The sequence below is a fragment of the Paenibacillus sp. cl123 genome (assembly GCF_900101595.1).
In the GTDB taxonomy this organism is placed as follows: domain Bacteria; phylum Bacillota; class Bacilli; order Paenibacillales; family NBRC-103111; genus Paenibacillus_G.
Genome location: NZ_FMYY01000002.1, coordinates 510,076 through 527,637, shown reverse-complemented (window position 1 = coordinate 527,637; position 17,562 = coordinate 510,076). Strand labels below are relative to the sequence as shown.

At 57.3% G+C, this 17,562-nt stretch carries 18 protein-coding genes; 2 read left to right on the top strand and 16 right to left on the bottom strand.

The window, feature by feature from the left end; genetic code table 11:
* The first annotated feature begins 75 nt into the window (after positions 1-75).
* Positions 76-330 carry a DUF2533 family protein gene (locus BLR08_RS06390; protein WP_072327352.1) on the top strand — a complete coding sequence of 85 codons (255 nt, stop codon included), beginning with the start codon at positions 76-78 and terminating at the stop codon, positions 328-330.
* A 233-nt stretch (positions 331-563) separates the two neighbouring features.
* On the opposite strand, the gene BLR08_RS06385 is transcribed toward BLR08_RS06390, so the two are convergent.
* Together BLR08_RS06385 and BLR08_RS06380 are read right to left on the bottom strand one after the other, a co-directional pair.
* Complete coding sequence (locus tag BLR08_RS06385) at positions 564-1,328, bottom strand: NUDIX domain-containing protein (protein WP_072327353.1); 765 nt, start codon at positions 1,326-1,328, stop codon at positions 564-566.
* Positions 1,329-1,474: 146 nt separating this feature from the next.
* Positions 1,475-2,026, bottom strand: coding sequence for a hypothetical protein (locus BLR08_RS06380; RefSeq protein WP_072327354.1), 552 nt, complete (start codon positions 2,024-2,026; stop codon positions 1,475-1,477).
* Between the two features lie 102 nt (positions 2,027-2,128).
* On the opposite strand from BLR08_RS06380, the gene BLR08_RS06375 reads away from it, so the two are divergent.
* Positions 2,129-2,827 carry a hypothetical protein gene (locus tag BLR08_RS06375; RefSeq protein WP_072327355.1) on the top strand — a complete coding sequence of 233 codons (699 nt, stop codon included), beginning with the start codon at positions 2,129-2,131 and terminating at the stop codon, positions 2,825-2,827.
* Between the two features lie 69 nt (positions 2,828-2,896).
* Here BLR08_RS06375 and BLR08_RS06370 read toward each other — a convergent pair whose 3' ends face one another.
* The 14 genes from BLR08_RS06370 to BLR08_RS06305 form a co-directional block, all read right to left on the bottom strand.
* A complete protein-coding gene (locus BLR08_RS06370; protein WP_072327356.1) occupies positions 2,897-3,688 on the bottom strand; it encodes an SDR family NAD(P)-dependent oxidoreductase in 792 nt (263 codons plus the stop codon).
* A gap of 79 nt (positions 3,689-3,767) precedes the next feature.
* On the bottom strand, positions 3,768-4,292 hold the full coding sequence (locus tag BLR08_RS06365; protein WP_072327357.1) for an ADP-heptose synthase: 525 nt from the start codon (positions 4,290-4,292) through the stop codon (positions 3,768-3,770).
* A gap of 223 nt (positions 4,293-4,515) precedes the next feature.
* Positions 4,516-5,358 carry a DegV family protein gene (locus tag BLR08_RS06360; protein WP_072327358.1) on the bottom strand — a complete coding sequence of 281 codons (843 nt, stop codon included), beginning with the start codon at positions 5,356-5,358 and terminating at the stop codon, positions 4,516-4,518.
* A gap of 171 nt (positions 5,359-5,529) precedes the next feature.
* On the bottom strand, positions 5,530-6,012 hold the full coding sequence (locus BLR08_RS06355; RefSeq protein ID WP_072327359.1) for a C40 family peptidase: 483 nt from the start codon (positions 6,010-6,012) through the stop codon (positions 5,530-5,532).
* A gap of 135 nt (positions 6,013-6,147) precedes the next feature.
* Entirely contained in the window at positions 6,148-7,491 is a 1,344-nt protein-coding gene (locus BLR08_RS06350; RefSeq protein ID WP_218131560.1) for a sensor histidine kinase, read from the bottom strand.
* Positions 7,492-7,505: 14 nt separating this feature from the next.
* On the bottom strand, positions 7,506-8,195 hold the full coding sequence (locus BLR08_RS06345; protein WP_072327361.1) for a response regulator transcription factor: 690 nt from the start codon (positions 8,193-8,195) through the stop codon (positions 7,506-7,508).
* Between the two features lie 103 nt (positions 8,196-8,298).
* A complete protein-coding gene (locus tag BLR08_RS06340) occupies positions 8,299-8,808 on the bottom strand; it encodes a hypothetical protein (RefSeq protein WP_072327362.1) in 510 nt (169 codons plus the stop codon).
* Between the two features lie 53 nt (positions 8,809-8,861).
* A complete protein-coding gene (locus BLR08_RS06335; RefSeq protein ID WP_072327363.1) occupies positions 8,862-9,149 on the bottom strand; it encodes a hypothetical protein in 288 nt (95 codons plus the stop codon).
* A 115-nt stretch (positions 9,150-9,264) separates the two neighbouring features.
* On the bottom strand, positions 9,265-11,568 hold the full coding sequence (locus BLR08_RS06330) for a thiamine pyrophosphate-dependent enzyme (protein ID WP_072327364.1): 2,304 nt from the start codon (positions 11,566-11,568) through the stop codon (positions 9,265-9,267).
* A gap of 34 nt (positions 11,569-11,602) precedes the next feature.
* Entirely contained in the window at positions 11,603-12,607 is a 1,005-nt protein-coding gene (locus tag BLR08_RS06325; RefSeq protein ID WP_072327365.1) for a 2-oxoacid:acceptor oxidoreductase family protein, read from the bottom strand.
* A gap of 502 nt (positions 12,608-13,109) precedes the next feature.
* The gene (locus BLR08_RS06320; RefSeq protein ID WP_256257321.1) at positions 13,110-14,462 is read right to left on the bottom strand and encodes a peptidase G2 autoproteolytic cleavage domain-containing protein; all 1,353 of its coding nucleotides are present in this window, start codon (positions 14,460-14,462) and stop codon (positions 13,110-13,112) included.
* Positions 14,463-14,628: 166 nt separating this feature from the next.
* Entirely contained in the window at positions 14,629-14,937 is a 309-nt protein-coding gene (locus tag BLR08_RS06315) for a hypothetical protein (RefSeq protein WP_072327367.1), read from the bottom strand.
* Positions 14,938-15,045: 108 nt separating this feature from the next.
* Positions 15,046-16,266 carry an MFS transporter gene (locus BLR08_RS06310; RefSeq protein WP_072327368.1) on the bottom strand — a complete coding sequence of 407 codons (1,221 nt, stop codon included), beginning with the start codon at positions 16,264-16,266 and terminating at the stop codon, positions 15,046-15,048.
* 12 nt (positions 16,267-16,278) lie between these two features.
* Complete coding sequence (locus tag BLR08_RS06305) at positions 16,279-17,448, bottom strand: iron-containing alcohol dehydrogenase (protein ID WP_072327369.1); 1,170 nt, start codon at positions 17,446-17,448, stop codon at positions 16,279-16,281.
* Positions 17,449-17,562 lie beyond the last annotated feature (114 nt).

Genomic DNA, 17,562 nt, shown 5'->3' with positions numbered 1-17,562 from the left:
CCTGTCATTGTCAGTTTTGCCCCGGATAGTGTATCATGAATTTCATGGAAAAGCATGAAGAGAAGGAGCAGTCTAATGAACGTACACGAAGCCATCACCGCGCACACTTCGAAACAGCATGCCCATCTGCAGCGCTTCCTCGAGCTGGAGGAAGCCAGAGAGCGCGCGATTGACCGAGCGCTGGACGATTGCCGCGCCGGCCGGCCTGTTTCCGTCGAGCCGATCAACGTCTGGACGGCGCTGATCAACGAGCATGCGCAGCAGGGCATTTCCCCCACCCGTACGACGGTCACCGAGCAGATGATTCGCGAATTCGCTTCCCGCAGCTAGCGGTCGTTCGCTCTGGCGAACGGATTCGACATAGCAGCGCCCGCCCTGGATTTGTCTTGCCAGAGGCGGGCGCTGCTTGCTTTATAATCGTCCTTCCTTGATCCATGAACGAACTCTAAATAACCAGAAGATCGTGAGGATAGTCCAAACGATGACATAAACCATTCCACGTTTGACTTGATCTTTATCGACAACCATGTAAATCAAGCCGATGATGTCGATCAACACCATTATCATCCGTATATAGACAGCGACGGCACCACATCGGTAAACCGATACAGCTGCGCCGCCCGCTGAGAGTAACGATTCGACATCCGAGGAGTGCCGTCGGGCTCGCGGACTGCCTCCAGAATGCCCTTGCGGCTTTGGGTGGAAGTTACTTTGCGGATAAAGTTTTTTTCCTCGAATTCGGGTACGACCGTCTGAATGATCTGGTACAGCTCGCTGAGCGTAAATTCCGCGGGGAGAAATTCCTTGGCGATCGTCGTCGTCATCATGCTCCGGCGAATCTGCTGCAGCGCGTCGCCTATGATCTGATGATGATCGAACGCAAGCGGCAGAGCCGGCAGGTCCGCGACCGGGAACAGACGCACATCCGCCGCATCATCCGCAGCCCGGCGTTCCGCCAGCGCCTCCTCCTTCACCAGGGCAAAGTACGCATGGGAGATCATCCATCCGCGGGGATCGCGGCCTGGTTCGCTATATACGCCGAAATACTCCAGATGCACCTCGGCAATGCCCGTCTCTTCTTGAAGCTCCCGTCTCGCACAGTCATGGAGCGACTCGTCCGGACTTGAAAACCCGCCGGGGAGCGCCCATTGCCCTTGGAAAGGCTCGTTTTTCCGCTGGATCAGCAGCACCTCCAGCCTTCGCTCCGGCAGCGCCTTTTTTCCGCTTTGCTTCTCCCGGGACGTAATCGTAAAGATGACGATATCTGCCGGCGCGCCGTCAGGCGTCCGGTACCGCTCTGACGAGTAACTTGTATGATCGTCCAGCATGCCAACCCCTCCATACTTCTCGCTGTTTGATAATGTCAGTATGACATATAAACTCCGCTTGTCAAGAAAAGTCGTCTAGCCCGTCCCGGAGATCGCAGCTCAACCGGATGTCCAACCCAAGCTACAAAGCCGGACGCCGACTCCGGTCACTCCAAATTTCTACGCTCTTCCACATGAGCCAGGCCCATCGCCGCAATATCCAGCCACTGCTCCAGGTCCTCGATATGGCTTTCGTCGATTTTACGGGCGAAGCGGATAACGATCCGGTACATGTCGGGTGCGTCGGCAGCCCATAGCTGCGCTCCTCCCTGGCTTGGGAGCAGTGGGACGGACAGCGTGTGCCGGATATCCGCTTCTTCCCCCCATAGCCGGGTCAAATAATCGTGCAGAGCGCCGGAGTAAGGCTGGTACGACGCCGGCAGCTCCAAGGCCAGCTGCAGCTCGGCGCCGCAGCGAAGCTCCGCCGGACGGGCAATACGCCGCTCCATGGCGAAGTCCGTCAGTCCGCTGGTCAAGGTCACAACGGCCGAGCAGCGCCCACGTGCAGGCTGGATGGTCATCCGGAACGTGCGCGACAGCGCGGCAAGATCGATCAGATCCTCGCGTCCGGTTATGCGGATGCTTCCCTCGGCGTCCAGGTCATACAGCCTGCCTTCCATCACTACTTTCAAGTTATCGAAAATCGTCGGGTCAAACATCTGCGCATTCTCCTTTGCCGGGTTCGGGATAAGCCGGTATAAAGTCCGGCATGGGCTTGGAACAATAAGGGAAATGACATTTGCCAAGGAGATGCTTAAGCTATGAAGCAAAACAAACGGACGCCTCGGCTCACCGCTTTCGGAGCCGCCGCCGCCGTTGGCATACTGATGATGGGAGCGGAGACGGGCAGCTCCCGTCAGGCTGAGCAGGTCCGGCCACAGCAAACGCAGACAGCCGAGCGAGCCTGGCAGGCCGCTCCGGCGCTTTCCCCGGCGTCTCCGAGCGATCCGCTCGCTGAACGCCTGAAGCGGCTGCGCCTGCCCCATGAGGCCATTCCAACGGCTGAAGCCTTGGCCCGCCAAGCTGATTTGATCGTCTTCGGCCATCTGCAGAGCCAGGTATCGGCGTATCCCGCAGGGGCCAGGATCGGGGCCGGAGAACTGTATCATTACGTGCAGACGATCGTCGTCCGCACCGTATTGCGCGGCGGAGGCGCTTCCGCGCCTTCTGCCGTCAAACTGGTCACGGACGGGATCGAGCCGCTGCCTCCGGCTTCTGATCCGCTGAACCTTACGTATACAGGACCGCTGGCTGAAGGAGAGTATGTCTTCTTCCTTCGCCGAATTCCCGGTACAGATCTCTATGCGCTGCTAAATGGCTGGCAGGCGCTATACCCGGTGCTGGACGGCAAGCTGATCGCTCTCAAGCAGAACGGCTTTGCCGCTTACAACGATTTGACGATATCCGGACTGCAGCAAAAGCTGCGCTCCAGCGCCGCCGCATCGCCTGAAAACCCTTGAGCGGAAGAACATGCGATTCCCGTGCAAGCGTGAGTCCCGAATGTTTATCCGGGAACGCCCCGGCGATCGTCAGTCTTCCGCAGGAATATCCCGCAGATCCAGCACATCTCCCTGCCGCCAGTCTCCCGATCGGATGAACCGGATGAGTCTATCGGCAGTCTCCTCGGGAGTTTGCAGCAGCCCGCCGGCCTTCAGGTCTACGAATCTACTCTTGGACGGAAAGTCTTCTTCATCCGCAGCTCGAATCTGTTCCTGCATTCCGGTATCGATGACGCCCGGAGCGATGGACAGGCATCGGACCGCCCCAGGCTTCTCCCCCTGCTCGGCAGCTATGCTTCGGCTCATCATGTCAAGACCTGCCTTGGCCGTGCAGTAGACGGCCCAGCCGGCGTACGGCTTGCGGCCCGCACCGGAGGAAATGCTGACGATCGCCCTCTCGGCGCTGTCCCGATAAGGCTCCGTCAAACGGATAAAGGCCGAGCTGAGCACGAGCGGCGCCGTCAGATTTACTGCCAGATGGGCGGACAGCTCCTGCTCGCCCGCTTGCTCCAGCGGTCCGATCGGCCCGAGTATGCCTGCGTTATGTATCAGGGTCATCCGCGTGGCGGCCGTTATCGGGAGACGGCCCAGCGCCTCCTCCAGCCGCTGCGGGAGCAGCTCGGTGCGCTGCAGATCGGTTTGGACGAAGACGAAGCTTCCTCCGTTCCCTCCTGCATGCGAGGAAGAGGCTGCAGCCAGCTCGCCGAGCGATCCGTCATCCGAGCGGGAGATGCCGATCACCGCCGCTCCTTGGCGGATGCATCCGGCAGCCAGCGCAGCGCCGAGTCCCCTTGTCGTTCCCGTAATGATATAGACGTCCATTTCGATCCCGCTCCTTCTCTCAATGTCTGTAAATGAAAAAAAAATAATCCCCGGACAGCCGGGGATAAAGCCAAGCGGATCAGGGAGTCATCCAATCGTCTGCGGTAATTCCCTGTTCAACGGCAAACTCAAAATCATAAACGTCGTATACCTGCACAGGAATTTCCGCCTGAATTATTTTATCCATAAATTCCACCTGATCCGTTAGAACAGGCGCCTGCTCCCGCAGAGAAGTGAGAATGACCTCCGTTTCGATCGGGTCGATAGCTTCGCCGTATTGGGCATTTTCCATCGCGTTCACCACGGTAAAGGTCACATGCTCGTTGATCGGCAGCGGCGGGCTAAGCCGCCATGGCGCCTGGAGCGCGCGTTCCAGCTTCTTTTTGTTAAACGAGTCGTCGAAGAAAGCGATCAGCTCTGCAATCTTCCCTTTAACATGGGCATCGTCGCCCGCTTCCGGCATGACCGGCTCGGGGCTGTCCTTCATCTCGTAAAGCTCCATAATCGTATGGTATGGGATCAAATACTCCACGGGCTGACTGGGCGCCATCAGTTCTCCGTATATGGCAACCAATACCGCTTCAATTACAAATCGCCGGGACATGCTTGATTCCTCCTTCAAATGATGCGTCCGTCCTTCTTGTCCGGCCTCATTCTTTCATAACATAAATATTTGGAAATGTCCATCCGCTTATGCAGCCCAGCCGCCTGAATTCCGCGTCCGCCTGCTGACAGAACTCAAGAAAAGCCGCCCGCCAAGCGCGGCAAGCGGCCCATAACTTCCTTGCTTCCATTTACATGCAGGAGAACAGAAACCCGGACCCGTATTAATTGTAGCAAACAAGCAAACCCCGTTCTCCCGCATAGGTGCCGATGACCGGTCCCATGTCCGTAATGATCGTGTGACGGAACGGATAACGCTGCAAAATGCGGTCCTTCAACGCAACGGCTTCCTCCAGGCAGTTGCTGTGCGCGATGCCGAGCACCTTCTCCTCCAGCCCGTGCCGGGCGTCCTCCAGCTTATCGATCAGCCGGATCAGCGCGTTTTTACGGCCTCTTACTTTATCGGTCACCTCTACTTCTCCGGCCTCGCTCGCTTGCATGACAAGCTTGATGCTCAAGACCGAAGCGATCGTTCCTTTGGTGCGATCCAGCCTTCCTCCCTTGATCACATTCTCCAGCGTATCGAGATAAAAAACGGTTCGCGTATGTTTAACCCGGCTGCCGCTGCGGCGCACGATGTCGTCGAACGAATGGCCGGCCCGTATGTCCTCCAAAGCCCGAAACAACAGCAATCCCGTGCCCAGCGAGGCCGTCAGGGAATCAATAACCTCGATTCTTCCCGAGCGCACGCCGGTTTCTTCCGCCATTTCCTTGGCGAGCCGGGCATGAGCATAGGTGCTGCTGAGAGAAGAAGAAAGCAGAATAAGCAGGATATCGTCATCCGGATATAAAGCAAAAGCGCGCAGAAAATCCTCCGGCGACGGACTGGCCGTCTTGGGCAGCTCCGAATGCGTTTTCATCATGTCGTAAAAATCAGGTTCTCCCTGAACATCCTCGTACCGTTTACCCCCGAAGGTGACATACAGCGGGATACAGTGCACGACTCCTTCTTTCTTCCATTCCGCCGGATAATCCGCGCCTCCGTCCGTCATTACCCGAATGGCCATAAGCTTCCCTCCCTTTCCGGACTTGCTCGTCTATTCTCTGAATCTAGTTATATTATGACATATAGCGACTATATTCGACAAGTTTGGCGGCTGACAGATAGTTCTGGAATTAAAAAAAATCGGCCGCATATCGGCCGACTTCCTCCTGCACAAAAGTATGAACGCTAGATCCTACATGACGCGGCGCGCCGTAGCGTAATTTTTCTTCCACCAATCTTTGTTGATATCGGTAATCGTCACACCCGGGCTTCCGTACGTATGAATCATTTTACCGTTGCCGATGTAGATGCCTACATGGTGGATCGGGGAATAGAAAAATACGAGATCGCCCGGCTTCAGATTGGCTTTGGACACATAAGTGCCTACCTTGGACTGTTCCTTCGCTGTACGGGGCAGCGTTTTGCCGTAACGTTTGAATACCGTCCAGACAAATGAAGAGCAGTCGAAGTTGCGGGTTTGTCCAAGAGCGGCGCCGTATTTATACGGTTTATTCAGGTATTGCTTGGCCGTCGCGATGACGCTCTGAGCTTTGGAGCTCGTCATAGCGCTGGCTTGTGGCGCAGGAATGGCAAGTGTACCGGTCATAAGCAGCGCCGCGCTCAAGCTGACGGACACGAAAATTTTAGTGAGACGTTGTGGGAACCGTTTCGTCATTGATTTCGTCCTCCTTGGGTTTGGGTTGGCTCATGGCCTGAAGCCAATATACCATACGCCAAGACTGGATGAAGCTGGCAATGACGCTGTATTCATAGACGGGCCGGAGCTTTGGAGCCTTTTATTAGAAATTGATTAAAATATCGCCCGCGGAAGCGTTATCTCCACTTGAGTCCCCGCTCCGGACCCGCTTTGTATGCTGATTGTCCCGTTATGACGGTCCACGATCTGCTTGGCGATCGACAGGCCGAGGCCGCTTCCTCCGCTGCGCCGCTGCCGGGTTTTATCCACGCGGTAGAACCGCTCGAACAGATGCGGAATGTCCTCCTCGGGTATCCCGATTCCTTGGTCGGCTACCGTGAGCACGATCTCTCTTCCCTGCTCCCTGCACCCTATAAGGACAGGCCCGTCGCTGTAGGAAACCGCATTATCGAGCAAGATGATCAGAAGCTGCTTAAGCTGCTCCTCGCTGCCCAGACAGACGGGCTCGGCCCCTTCCGACACGTCAAGCCGGATCTCCCTGCGGAAAGCCATCGCGAGCCGGCCGGCCGTTTCCTGCAGCAGTGGGATCAGCGATACGGGCTGCTTCGGGAGCTCCTCCCCCCGTTCGAACTCGGCCTGCCGCAGCAAGGAATGAATCAGCCCCTTCAGGCGGACCGATTCGGATTGAATCGCTTGAATCGCCTCCTCCCGGACCTCCGGCCTCTCCCCTCCCCACCTGCTGAGCAGGGAAGCGTAGCTTTCGATGACGGTCAGGGGGGTGCGGAGCTCATGCGAGGCGTCGGCCACGAATTGCTTTTGCCGGGCGTCCTGCTCCTTGAGCGTTTCGATCATATCGTTGAACGTTTGACCCAGCCTGCCGAGCTCGTCCTTGGCCGACGCATAGCGGGGGCTTAGCGTCACGAAATACCGTTTCTTGCGGATCTCGTTCATCGTGTCCAGCAGCTCTCCGATCGGACGGATCAGAACCCGGGTATAGAAATACCCGCTGACCAAAGCGACGACCAATACGGCTCCGCTTGTCATGTATAGCCCCGTGCCAAGCAGCTTAAGCCATTCGCTCATGACATTAAGCGACTTGCCGAGCTCCAAGGTTCCGAGCTGGTAGCCGTGCGCGCGAATCGGCACCTGAACGAATAGCATGCGGACTCCGAATTCATTGACCATAGCGCTGCCGTAACCGGATTTGTACGAAACGGGATAGGCGGCCAGCCGGTCACTCGTAGACACGGACGCTCTGATCACGCCCTCCGTATCGATGATGCGGACGAGCATATCTGGCTCGTTGTATTCCGCCAGCAGATCGGGATCCCCCCAATTATCCGGCTGGCGAGAATAAGGGTTGCGCAAAATAATCTGCGCCTTATTCCAGAGTAGCTTCGTCTCCGCTGTAGTGGAATTTCGAAGGATGTAGAAATAGATCGTGACGTTGAAGACGATCACGAGCAGCAGCACCCATACGGACGACAGCAAAATCAACCGGGTACGCAGGCTCATGGGCTCGGAGGAGACAAGGAATAACCGATGCCGCGGATGGTGCGGATCAGCTTCGGACTGAATCCCTTGTCAATCTTTAGGCGCAGATAACGGACGTACACATCGACGATATTCGTATCTCCCGTATGCGCGTAGCCCCATACGTCGCCAATCAGCTGTTCGCGGCTCAGCACTTGCCCTTGATGCTTCATCATATAATGGAGCAGCTCAAACTCCGTGGGCGTAAGCTCGATCACGCTTTCTTGGCGGATCACCTGGCGGCTGCCGGGGTTCAGCGTCAGATCGGCCGCAGTCAGTACCTCCCCCGGCTCCTCCTTGCCGCTCGTCAGCCGAATCAGATTGCGGATACGCACAAGCAGCTCCTGAGTGGCGAACGGCTTGGTGACATAATCATTAGCCCCAAGCTCGAATCCGAGCACGACTTCCTTCGTCGAATCTCTCGCCGTCAGCATCAGCACGGGAGATTCGCCGCCTCCGCTGCGGTAACCCTCCAGCACCTCCAGCCCGCTGATGCCCGGAAGCATCACATCCAGCATAATCAGGCTCCAATTGCGGGCCAGAGCGAGCGGCAGCGCGCGCGTGCCGTCCGACGCCACGGCTGTCTCATAGCCTTCATGCTGCAGCTCCAGCTCCAGCACGCGGGCGATATGCGGTTCATCTTCGACGATCAATATGGAATGGTTCATAGAGGCAGCTCTTTCATGTTGCGCATAGTTGGAGATAGCATCCCCTCGCCGCATGACCTCTATACGTTTGCCGCTGCCCCCAAAACTCTCGCCGAGCGTTCCGCTACCGCTTCTCCTGCTCCTTCACATGCTCGCTGCCGAAAGCCATAAGGACCGTCTCAATCTTCTGCAGGCGAATGAACTCATTTTGCTTCAGATCGGCTCTGAAATAAGCGTACATATATACACCCTCGAGAAAGGTCAGCGACGGATAGCATACCAGGTCTGCATTCGTATACGGGTTGTCGATCAGAATCTGCCATTCTCCGTCCCTGCAGTCCGTACCGATAGATTCCAGCACCGTGCGCTTGTAGCCGGCGATCGCTTCAAACTCGTCCCAGATATGCGCCCAGGACGGGCTGAAATGCGCCGGCTCCGGGAACAGCCGTTTGGCCAGAGCGATGCTCTCCGCAATCTTGGCGGAATCGTCATCCTCATATTCCTTCAGCTTGCTGCGGAAGCCGTCGAGGAAATGGCGGAATGCCGTGAAGCCGCCCTCGATGACCGTTTGCCTGAATTGCTGCAGTTCTTCCTCCGAGGCAGCCTGCTCAAACTTCACAAAAAGGTTCGTCATCCTCGCTCTCCTTGTTCCATATAGGTTTGCCTTCTGCCTTCATACGGTATGCTTCATGGCAGGCGCCCTTCCAGCGTTCCCTCCGGATGCATGATCAGGCGGCGCGCCGGATCGTTTTTAAGCTTCACATTTCCGAGCTTGACCCGGCTCTCATCCAGATGCAGCACGAGCCAGCGATGCTCGTCGTCATGTCCGATCTGCTCCAGAAACATGGCTTTCTGTTCCTGCGCCTCCTGCTCGCTGTCCCATTGGCGGATGCCGTAATAGTCCAGGTCATAATTGTTTTTCTGCAGACAAGCGGCGATTTCTCCGGTAACGGAATGTCTTAGCACATAACTCATGGCGGGTAACACCGTCTTCCTGCCTTCGCAAGGCATGTTTCATTCGTTCGATAGGGCAAGAAGGACGCAAGGCTCGAACCGCGAGTTTGCGCCCTTCTCTTGTGTACCGTCTCTTTTACAGATACGGATTTTCGTGCTTAGCCTTCAGCCTGCTCCAGCGGCGATCGACCTCGTTTTCGAACGATTGCAGCGCCTCCGCATATTCAGGCTTGGTGAGATGCTTCGTTTTGCCCATATTTTTCAGCCAATCGCCGACCGGTATACGCTTGCTCTTCTCCTCGGGATTGTACGTAATATTCGTGATGCCGTTCTCCACCTCGTACATCGGGAAGAAGCAGGAGTTCACCGCTTCATCGATCAGCGTCTGGCCGATCTGTTCCTCGGACAGCCAGTTCAGCGGGCAGGTGATGAGAATTTTACCGTAGACCAAGCCTTCATTCTGAGCATAGTACTGCGCCTTGGCCGCTTTCCTGAGCAGATCCTGGGGCAGCGACTCGGACCCGGTGAATACATAAGGAATATTGGTTGCCGCCATAATCTGCGGGGTATCCTTGTGATGGAACAGCTTGCCTCCTTGATGCTTGCCGACATTGGAGGTCGAGGTGCGGTGTCCGAGCGGCGTCGAGTAGGACAGCTGGGCGCCCGTATTCATGTATCCTTCGTTATCATACTCCAAAATGATCATCTTATGATTGCGCAGCGCGGCGCCGATCGCCGGGCCCATCCCGATATCCATCCCGCCGTCGCCCGTGATCATGACGAAGGTGAAGTCAGCAGGCAGATTCAGATGGTCGAGATCGCCGCGGCGTTTGCGCTCCCAGAACATCTCCACCACGCCGGACAACGTCGCCGCTCCGCTCTGGAACAGGTTGTGGATATACGTAGCCTTATGGGAGGAGTACGGGTACCCCGTCGTGACGACCATCGCGCAGCCGGTATGGAATAAAGCGACGATATCGCCCTCGATCCCCTTGAAGAACAGCTCCAGACCGGAGAAAATGCCGCAGCCCGGACAGGCGCCATGACCCGGAGCCAGCCGCTTCGGCTTTTTGGTAAGCTGACGGATCGGCGGCACTTTGACCTTCAGCTGCCCCGTGGCTTCATCTTTGTTTACCGTAATCAGACCCGAGTTCAGATCCTCATACTTCATCGGCTCGATCACCCGCTGAGGCTTTTTGTTCGGATCTCCGGGCGTATGACCGTAATAATCGAACGGAATCTCTATTCTTCCCGCCTCCACGGCGTCCATGGCCATACGGAAAAACGCGTGACCGTCCTCGGCGTAGAAATCTTTGCCTCCCAGCCCGTATACCCGGCTGATCACCATCGTGTCGGTATAACCGGCCGTGAAGAGCGCCGCCTTGATCTCCAGCGACATATTCCCGCCATGCGCGCCATAAGAGTCCGCGCGGTCGCCGATCGTCACGGCTTTGACGTTTTTCAGCGCCTCGGCGATTTCCTTGGCCGGGAACGGACGGATCATGTTCGGCGCGATGGAGCCTGCCTTGATCCCCTGCTCGCGAAGCTGGTCGACGACATCCTTGATAATCTCCGAGGAGGAGTTCATCAGGAAAACAGCGACGTCGGCATCTTCCATCCGGTAGAGGTCGAGGATCGGATAGTCGCGACCGGTCAGCAGCTTGTATTCCTGGCGAATCCGGTCAAATACTTCCCCTGCGCGGTACATCGCTTCCGACTGCTGGTAACAGTTGTTAATGTAATCCGGCTCATTCATATAAGGTCCGACCGTGATCGGGTTGTTGCGGTCCAGCACATGCGGGAACTGCTTCGGCTGCTCCCCGATAAAGGCGTGCACATCGGACTTGTGGGCGAACGTCTGTACCCGGCGCTTCTGGTGGGATGTGAAGTAGCCGTCCGATGCGACGATAACCGGCAGACGGACCTCCGGGTCTTCCGCCAGCTTGATTGCCATGATGTTCATGTCGTACACGGCCTGCGGATCGCGGCTCATCAGAATCGGCCATCCGGTATTAAGCGCGTAATACAGATCGGAGTGGTCCCCGTGGATGTTGAGCGGCCCGGACACCGAGCGGCAAACCAGGTTCATGACCATCGGAAAACGCGTCCCGGACTGTACGGGCATCTGCTCGAGCATATACAAGTAGCCGTTGGCGCTTGTGGCATTAAATACGCGTCCGCCCGCTGCCGCGGCTCCGTAACAAATCCCTGCCGAGCCGTGCTCGCCGTCCGCCGGGATCAGCTTGATATCATGCTGGCCGTTCGCTTTCATCAGATCGAGGAACTGCGCGACCTCCGTAGAAGGCGAGATCGGGAAATAACCCATCACGTGATAGTTGATCTGATGGGCCGCATACGCCGCCATCTCATTGCCCGACTCATAGACCATGCGCTGCTCGACCGTGCCTGCGCTCACTTCTTTATTCAATTCGATTGCCATTGTTTATCTTCACCTCTCCCGTATAGGATATGAGTTATTCGGCCAGCTGGAACCGGTGCGCCACGCGATTCGCTTCCGCGTACCCGTCCGTCTCGCGGCTTGAGGACAATGCCTCCGTCGGACAGGCAACGACGCACTTCAGACAGCCCTTGCAATACTGATAATCGATCCCTTGCAGGAACATCTGAGGACGGCCCTTCTTGTCCGGCTGCTCATCCCATACGAAGCAGAAGTCGGGACAGGCGGTATCGCAGGCCGCGCAATGAATGCACTTCTCGTCGTCAAAATGCGGCATCATCCCGTTGCGGGAAATGCTCAGATCCTTCAGGATGCTGTTGCCCGGGTTCGAGACCATCCCGCCGATCGGCTGGGTCAAATAGCCGTAAACCGGAATGTCCCAGCGCTTTGGCTCCGGCATGGAAGCGCCTTCAGGGAGCGTGAACGTCTGGAACTGCACTTCGTCGTAGCCCCGTTGGAACGTGCGCAGCGCCGGTTCGACAGCGCCGGGGTATTTTTTCTCCAAACTTTTGCGGATAATGCCCTTCATATGTTCAAAGTCGAGGAACGTACACAAGCGGAACAAGCCGCCCAGCATGGCCATGTTGACCCGGTTCTTCTCCTCCAGCGAGATGCCCGTCGCGTCGACTACGGCGACGATTCCGCCGGTCAGCTTCAGCTTCTCCTTCAGCTCCTCAGGGCTTTTGCTGGAGTTGACCAGCACAACGCTGTCCTCGTAGATGCCGCTGACGACATTGACCGTCTTGGACAAATTCTCATGAAAAACGCCGACCACATGCGGACGCTCGACCGGGGTCGTATCACGGATATTCGTATCCAGATCGCAGAACCGGATGTGGGCCTTCACCGGGGAGCCCTTCTTCTCCGAGCCGTAGGAAGAAAAGCTGACGCCGTTGAAACCGCTTCCGACAACGCCGGCTTCAGCAAGCATCTTGCCGGCCAGGTTAGCTCCAAGTCCGCCGATGGACTCCAGCCTGATCTCGAAGAAGCCGAGGTCATTCATTTTCGGTAGAACCGCCATGCTACTAACGCCCCCTCAAGAATATGATAGAATGGAATTTCATTCCTTGGCATCAGTATAACAGCATATAGGGGGAGCGCATAGTGTTTACGTCATATTTTTTTGCTGAAAATGGGCTGAAACAAGGGTTTTTTTACGACTATTTCCCCTAAAAGTAACACTGTATAGTAGTTGTCAAAAGTACTACTAATACAGATAGCATGGACTTAAGCTTGTTCCGCCGCTGTTGTCAATGAATATGCGGTTATCTCTCATTGTCCATCGAACATTGCACTCCGAATCTATCAATACGAGATCGGTATTCGCTTGAGGAATATCCTGCTGACGCAGCATCGGGACTGCGACGCAAGCTGCGGTTGCTCCGGCTGCCGAAGCGATAACGGGCATGGATGTCATGCCCGCGTTGCCGGTTGAAGCGTTTATCCGCTGCGCTTGCGCCTTGCGTCCGGCATGGCCTTGCGGATGTTCAGGGATAACCTTTGCGGAAAACCCGGTCTTCGAATCAGCGGAACAAAACGAGCACCCGATTCGGCCCGGTGCGGCGCATCACCCGATAACCGGAGGGAGCCGCCGTTGCTTCGCCCTTCTCTCCCGGCAAGCAGAAGCCGCCAGGACGGCAGGTGCCGTCATCGCGGACCTGAAGCTGGCCGAGCAGACCGACTGCGACCCACTCGGGCCGTTCGCTGCGGGGGATGTAAGGCTTCGCGCTGTCCCAGTCGGGATGAATCAAGCGGCGGATTTCGGTGCGGGCCGGCAACGTTACGGTGCCCAGGCCGTCTGTTTCAGCCTCCAGCCGGACCGCTTCCGTAAGCGGCCTCCCCCATTCGTCCGTTTGATATTTCCCCCGCCATTCCGTATCTCCCGCATTCCCCAGCACAGCAGGCGCGGCGCTCGTAATACCGAGCACGTAACCGTCCTCTGCAGCGGCCGGACGAATCTTGTCGCCCTCAAGCGTGACAAAGTATCCCGGCTCGATCGCGAGCCCGTCCACCGTTTCGAACAGCTCCGCATAATCGGCAGGCCCGAGAGAAGTGCCGCCTGTGAACGTTCCGACGCCAGTGTTGCCGGATATTTTGGCTTTGATGCCACCGTTGGCCAGAAACCAGGAGAACGATTCATTGGCGCTGCCGCTTTGGCCCATGATATGCGAAGCGGTGAATCCGGCCGTGGAGGTCAATATCCCCTCCGAATGAGACACCGGTCCGCTGGCCAGCGTCTGAAAGCCTTGGGCATGAGCGGATTCTCCGCTGGCGATGGTCGCGCTGCCTTCGGCATGGCTGTTGTTGCCGCTCGCCGACGTGCTCCCGCCTTCGGCATGCGAGTTTAGGCCGCTCGCTATCGTATTGAAGCCTTCCGCGTGGGCCGCCTGACGGCTGGCCGTCGTGTTGAAGCCCTCGGAGTGAGCGCCGAGGCCATTTTCCAGCGTGCCTGCTGTCGTATTAAAGCCTTCCGCATGGGAGGCTTCGCCGACAGCCGTCGTAGCCTGTCCTTCTGCGTGGGAAGCTTCGCCGATAGCCATCGTCAGCTTATCGACGCCGTCGATAATCGCATATTCGCCTTCGGCATGCGAGGCGAATCCGCTGGCGACGGTAAGGTTGCCTTCGGCATGCGAGGAAACCCCGCTGGCCAGCGTAAGGGCTCCTTCGGCATGCGACAGATTGCCTTGGGCGATCGTTTGGATTCCCTCCGCATGGGACGCGTCTCCGCCCGCATACGTGTTGCTGCCTTCCGCATGGGCGCCTACGCCTGCTGCGATCGTCTGAAACCCCTCGGCATGCGAGGCGAACCCGCTTGAGGTGGTGGATTGTCCTTCGGCCGACGAGCAGCCGCCGCTCGGATTTGCATTGCAAGCCATACTCCTCACTCTTTTCATTATGAGATGGTGTACCTTCTTGTCCGTACGCTATATGCATATGTAATCTGCCGGAGGATGGCGGCGGCGCTTACCTTGCTCGCAGCGCGCATGGCAAAGAGGCCTAGCCCGAATCTTGCTTGGACTAGACCTATGCCGCGGCCCGGCTTCAAGGATGCTTGCGCCAGCTGCTGAACAACGCCCACCAGATGACGTACAAGGCATACACGCCCAGATAGGCGCCGCTCATTAGAAACCACGAGCTATAAAATACGCGGTGTACCTCGGTCATCATGACCGTATCGTCTCTCAAAATTTTGTATATAGCCCCGGTTGCGATCCATCCGAAGCCGTATAACGCCGCTACCGCTATAAAATCAAAAAACAGCGCCAGCTTGGGAGTGAAAAACCGCACCGCGAACATAAGTAGGGGGGCCAGTATAGAGCCCGCAATCAGCAATCCGAACAAAGGCACCATCTCCTTCGCCCCTAGTCTCGCGCAAAGAGCAGTCGGCTATGCATGTTTACCACAACTAATCTGCGGTGAATCTTGCCCTTCCGCCGACCGGCCCATAGCATTCCAGGCTCAGCGGTCTGCTGATTGCGTGCCGGAACCGGCGCCGTGCGGGAGCAGCATCCCGCCCGCACGTCCCATAAACCATCGTTTGGTCAACCAAGCCGCAAGCAGGCCAAGCACGCCTGCGAAGTAGAAGCCGCTCTTCAGACCGGCCCATTCGTTTAACCCTCCCGCCAGGAACGGGCCGGCAAACATGCCGATGGCGTAGACCGCCTGATAGAAGCCCATCGCCGTAGCCCGTTTGCCCTCCTCGATATGCTCGATCGCGAGCCCCAGCAGCAGAGGGAAATGCAAACCTTGCACAGCGCCGTTCAGAGCCTGCGTGGCGACAAGCACGGCCAGTCCCGGCGCAAACGATGTCGCCGCCGAGCAAACCGCGCTGACCGCGAAGCCGGCCAGCACGACCGGCCATGAACCGAACCGGGGCGCCAGGAAGCGTCCCGAGCAGAAGGCCGTCAGCGCATGCGGAATCATAAACGCGAGCACCAATACGGTCAGCCCCATTTCATCCGCGCCCAGATACACGGCAAAGGATGGCGTAAACCCGAACATCGTAATAAACAAGATGCTGTGAGCCAGGATAGATAACGTCGAAACCTTCCAAAGCAGCCGGTCCTTCATCACGGGCCACAGATCGCCGTAGCTCATGGAAGGTCTGGCAACTTCGGAGCGAGGCTCCTTGAGCAGGAATGACAAGGCGAAGCCGAGCAGTCCGATAACCGCTCCAATCCGAAACGCCAGCTCATAGCCGCCCGCGCGGACGAGAAAACCGCTGACGCTCATGCCAAGCAGCTGACCGGCCGCCGTGAGCAGACTGATCATGCCCATCGCCCGCGTCGCATGCTCCTTGGCGTACATGCTCGCATACAGTACCGTGAAGGCGACCCAGGTGGAAGCCGCGACGCCGGACATAATGCGCCCCGCGAGCGCCCACTCCAGACTCTCGCCCAAGGCGAAGCAGACGCAGCTGAGCGTCACGGCCAGCATGCCGGCAACTACATACGGCTTGCGCTTCTTCATGCGGTCGGAGGCGACGCCGAGGGGAAGCCGCAGCGCGATCTGCGTCAAGCCGTAGCTGCCGAGCACGATTCCCATCACCGTGTACGACATGCCCATCTGCTCCAGATAAGGGGACAACACCGGCACATAGACGTACAGCGAGCACCAAAACAACAGGGTGACGATAATAAATAAATAACGGTTCAGCCGATCCGGCTCTCCTCTGCTCATCTGCCGGACGGCCTACAAGCTGGAGCGGAGAATGTTCAGCACATCGTCGGCCTGCAGCTTGCGGAACGAGCCGACCGGACCGAAGCGGACCGTCTCCTCGGCCATTCTCTCCAGATGCTCGTCCCCGATGTTCAGCTCGCCGAGCGTGGATGGAGCGCCGATCCGGGTGAAGTAGCTCCGGGTCGCCTCAATGCCGGCGCGCGCTACTTCCTCCAGGGAACGTCCGCTCGGATTGATCTGCCATACCCGAGCGGCATATTGTGCAAACCGCTCCACCCGCTGATCGCACACATAAGTCATCCAATTCGGGAACAGCACCGATAAGCCTGCAGCATGCGCGATATCGTACAGAGCGCTCACTTCATGCTCGATCATATGCGTCGCCCAATCCTGCTCCATGCCCACGCTGATCATGCCTCCGTTCAGCGCATAAGTGCTGCACAGCATCAGGTTGGCGCGGGCTTCATAATTGTCCGGCTCGGCGAGCGCCTTCTCCCCGTTCTCAATAACCGTTTGCAGAATCGACTCGCACAGCCTCTCCTGAAGCGGGGTGTTTTCCGTCAGGCTGAAATATTGCTCGAATACATGCGACATCGTATCCACAATCCCGTTGACCGTCTGATGAGGCGGGACGGAGTAGGTCAAGGTCGGATCAAGGATCGAAAATTTCGGATAAGCATGGATGCTGCCAAATGATTTCTTCAGATTCTCCTCCCAGTTCGTAATGACCGAATTGCCGTTCATCTCCGAGCCGGTAGCAGACAACGTAAGCACAGTGCCCAGCGGCAGAGCGGAGCGAATCTCCGCCTTCCTCATCAGAAAGTCCCACACATCGCCCTCGTAAGGAACGCCTACAGCCACCGCCTTGGCTGCGTCGAGCACGCTGCCTCCGCCTACGGCGAGTATGAAATCGACGTCATGCTCCCGGCACAGCCCGATGCCGCGGCGCACGGTCGTTACACGGGGGTTGGGCTCGATGCCGGGCAGCTCTACGGCGCGAACCCCTGCTTGACTGATCTGAGCCTGAATGCGGTCATACAGACCGCTATGCTTGATGCTGCCGCCTCCATAGACTAACAGAACCGTCTTGCTGCCGAACGCGGCGAGCTGCTCGCCCAGTTTATCTACCATACCTGCTCCGAACAAGATACGGGTAGGGTTCTGAAAAGCAAACGAATTCATCGTGATCTCCTCCTTGTGCTTGCAACCAATGACCATTATAGCAATTATTCTTCCTTAGTGAAATGAACTAAACAACCGTTAGGAGCTAATTATCTTGCCCTCATTGAGCAAGAA

Coding starts and splice junctions, on each gene's coding strand:
- BLR08_RS06390 (WP_072327352.1), top strand. CDS start 76: ATGAACGTACACGAAGCCATCACCGCGCACACTTCGAAACAGCATGCC.
- BLR08_RS06385 (WP_072327353.1), bottom strand. CDS start 1,328: ATGCTGGACGATCATACAAGTTACTCGTCAGAGCGGTACCGGACGCCT.
- BLR08_RS06380 (WP_072327354.1), bottom strand. CDS start 2,026: ATGTTTGACCCGACGATTTTCGATAACTTGAAAGTAGTGATGGAAGGC.
- BLR08_RS06375 (WP_072327355.1), top strand. CDS start 2,129: ATGAAGCAAAACAAACGGACGCCTCGGCTCACCGCTTTCGGAGCCGCC.
- BLR08_RS06370 (WP_072327356.1), bottom strand. CDS start 3,688: ATGGACGTCTATATCATTACGGGAACGACAAGGGGACTCGGCGCTGCG.
- BLR08_RS06365 (WP_072327357.1), bottom strand. CDS start 4,292: ATGTCCCGGCGATTTGTAATTGAAGCGGTATTGGTTGCCATATACGGA.
- BLR08_RS06360 (WP_072327358.1), bottom strand. CDS start 5,358: ATGGCCATTCGGGTAATGACGGACGGAGGCGCGGATTATCCGGCGGAA.
- BLR08_RS06355 (WP_072327359.1), bottom strand. CDS start 6,012: ATGACGAAACGGTTCCCACAACGTCTCACTAAAATTTTCGTGTCCGTC.
- BLR08_RS06345 (WP_072327361.1), bottom strand. CDS start 8,195: ATGAACCATTCCATATTGATCGTCGAAGATGAACCGCATATCGCCCGC.
- BLR08_RS06340 (WP_072327362.1), bottom strand. CDS start 8,808: ATGACGAACCTTTTTGTGAAGTTTGAGCAGGCTGCCTCGGAGGAAGAA.
- BLR08_RS06335 (WP_072327363.1), bottom strand. CDS start 9,149: ATGAGTTATGTGCTAAGACATTCCGTTACCGGAGAAATCGCCGCTTGT.
- BLR08_RS06330 (WP_072327364.1), bottom strand. CDS start 11,568: ATGGCAATCGAATTGAATAAAGAAGTGAGCGCAGGCACGGTCGAGCAG.
- BLR08_RS06325 (WP_072327365.1), bottom strand. CDS start 12,607: ATGGCGGTTCTACCGAAAATGAATGACCTCGGCTTCTTCGAGATCAGG.
- BLR08_RS06320 (WP_256257321.1), bottom strand. CDS start 14,462: ATGGCTTGCAATGCAAATCCGAGCGGCGGCTGCTCGTCGGCCGAAGGA.
- BLR08_RS06315 (WP_072327367.1), bottom strand. CDS start 14,937: ATGGTGCCTTTGTTCGGATTGCTGATTGCGGGCTCTATACTGGCCCCC.
- BLR08_RS06310 (WP_072327368.1), bottom strand. CDS start 16,266: ATGAGCAGAGGAGAGCCGGATCGGCTGAACCGTTATTTATTTATTATC.
- BLR08_RS06305 (WP_072327369.1), bottom strand. CDS start 17,448: ATGAATTCGTTTGCTTTTCAGAACCCTACCCGTATCTTGTTCGGAGCA.